Genomic DNA, 1,896 nt, shown 5'->3' on the forward strand with positions numbered 1-1,896 from the left:
TCTCATCGGCCATTTGCGGCAGGTATTTCACGTCGATGTGGAGGTAGCCCGGCTCGTAGGCCTTGAAGGCGCTGTGCTTCGGCTTGGCCGCCTTGGTCTTCAGGTCGCGCAGGTTCCCCACGCCATGCCGGCGCAGGCAGCGGTCCAGCCCCGAGCGCGAGGCGTTCGGGTTCAGGAACTCCCGCACAACCGCCAGCAGATCATCCAGCGACACCAGCAGCGCCTTTCGCAGGGCCACCGCGACGGCCTCCTGCGGTGGTGTCAGCGTCGTCTGGAGCCTGTGCGGCGTGTGGCTGCGATCCGCGACGCTGTCGCGCTTGCGCCACTTGTAAACGGTCTGCTCCGTTATGCCGAAGCGCTCGGCCAGGACCGGAGCAGGCTCCGTGCTCGCCTGGATCGCCGCCCGCACCTTCGGCGTGGTCGTGGCCTGCTTGTGAAGATGTATCAGCATGGTCGTGCCCCGTCTCGAAGGTCCCTCAGAACCGATCTTGCCATGAAGAGCGCGGATCGTCGCGGGGAAAGGTGATCATCCGGGACGGAACATCTACCGTTAAGAAAAGGGTGATGATGAGCCGTGTCGCGCCATTAATCCGAGCGACAATGGCGAATGCGCCAGGCGCGACGCGGTCGCTCATCTCAGGATGCTTCTTGAGATGGGTGAGCGGCGGGCATGCACCATCATCGCCGCGGACCGGAGCACTATCCGCTATCGCAGTCGGCGGCTGGACGACGCAGCCTGCGGACGCGTCTGCGCGAATTGGCCAATCTACGGCGGCGTTTCGGACACCGGCGCCTTCATGTCCTCCTGCACGCGGAGGGGCATATCGTGAACCGCAAGAAGGCGCAGCGCCTCCCCGTAAAGAAGAATTTGTGGTGCAGAAACGGAAGTCCCGACACCTGATCGCGGTGGCACGCACGCCGATCCGGCTGGCGATCCATACCGACAGCCGGTGGTCTGTCGACCTCGTCCACGACCACCTCGCCAACGGCCGGAAGTTCCGAGGGCTGTCGAGCTGCGCCGCCTCCACGTTCAGCGTCTCTAGGATCGCCTATCAAAGCCCTGCTAGCGTCGAGCGGCGAAACTGCCGATAGCCGGATAAGCACTTGCTGAAATCTTCAGGCAGATCATCCGAGGGCTGCCCGTCCGAGCGATCAAGAAGACCCTGTCGAGCACCCGACGCCAATCGGATCCCTTGCCGCCCTTTCGTGCCCGCATGTCCCGGATGAACGGCTCGAGAAAACGCCCACTCCGCATCTGACATCAGACCCCGCACCATAGCATCACCCCGGCTACCAAAAGTCGATTAGCGGGAGTCAAGCCGCAGCCGGCAGAGGAAGAACTTTATCAAGAGGGCCTAAGCTCGACTTTGTACGTTTTCACTCACGTCCAGGTCCAGAAAACGGCCTCGTTCGCTATGAACTCGAGCGCGTCGTCGAGAGGCATGACGACGCCACCCATGTCATCGATATCCTCCCATTTGCGCCGGTGTGACCAGTATCCGAGCCGGACCTCGTCTCCGTTGCCGGTCGGCTTCAGGCGGGCAATCGGCGCCTCCGTCTCCAGCAGGTAGAGATGGCAAGAGCCCTTGTTCTTGTAGGAGCCGACACCACCACCATTGGCGTCGTCGAAAGCTTCGATGCGGGCGACCATTTCATCGTACAGCATGCGCAGATCATACATGAGCACACCTCAAGATGCGTAATTCACTTTGCCGCGGGCCCCTGACTTGCATGGTGATCGGCGAGGGATTCGAAGCATGGGATGCAGCAACATTCCACCTCCCCGCCGCCGACAGGCGTTCCGGTTCCCCAGATCCTGCGCGATTGGCTGCAGGAGCTGCGAATGTGCTTTACAGCTCCCAGCTGGGAACACGTGCTTGTTCTGGTCATGGGTGC

The 1,896-nt window shown here is 62.1% G+C and carries 2 protein-coding genes and 2 pseudogenes; all 4 read right to left on the reverse strand.

Features of this window, described 5'->3' with window-relative positions:
• Positions 1-451: pseudogene (locus JSE7799_RS10250) on the reverse strand (helix-turn-helix domain-containing protein); the annotation flags it as partial.
• A gap of 25 nt (positions 452-476) precedes the next feature.
• Positions 477-635: a hypothetical protein gene (locus JSE7799_RS21045; protein WP_186201899.1), complete on the reverse strand. Its 159-nt coding sequence runs from the start codon at positions 633-635 to the stop codon at positions 477-479.
• A 420-nt stretch (positions 636-1,055) separates the two neighbouring features.
• Positions 1,056-1,277: pseudogene (locus JSE7799_RS22285) on the reverse strand (transposase); the annotation flags it as partial.
• Between the two features lie 104 nt (positions 1,278-1,381).
• Entirely contained in the window at positions 1,382-1,681 is a 300-nt protein-coding gene (locus tag JSE7799_RS10255; RefSeq protein WP_055663529.1) for a hypothetical protein, read from the reverse strand.
• Positions 1,682-1,896: the final 215 nt, after the last annotated feature.

Origin of the sequence: Jannaschia seosinensis, from assembly GCF_001408515.1 — a bacterium.
Classification (GTDB): Bacteria; Pseudomonadota; Alphaproteobacteria; order Rhodobacterales; family Rhodobacteraceae; genus Jannaschia; species Jannaschia seosinensis.

Bases quoted from the DNA above. Each gene is read 5' to 3' on its own strand.
- JSE7799_RS21045 (WP_186201899.1), bottom strand. From the start codon at position 635: ATGAGCGACCGCGTCGCGCCTGGCGCATTCGCCATTGTCGCTCGGATT.
- JSE7799_RS10255 (WP_055663529.1), bottom strand. From the start codon at position 1,681: ATGTATGATCTGCGCATGCTGTACGATGAAATGGTCGCCCGCATCGAA.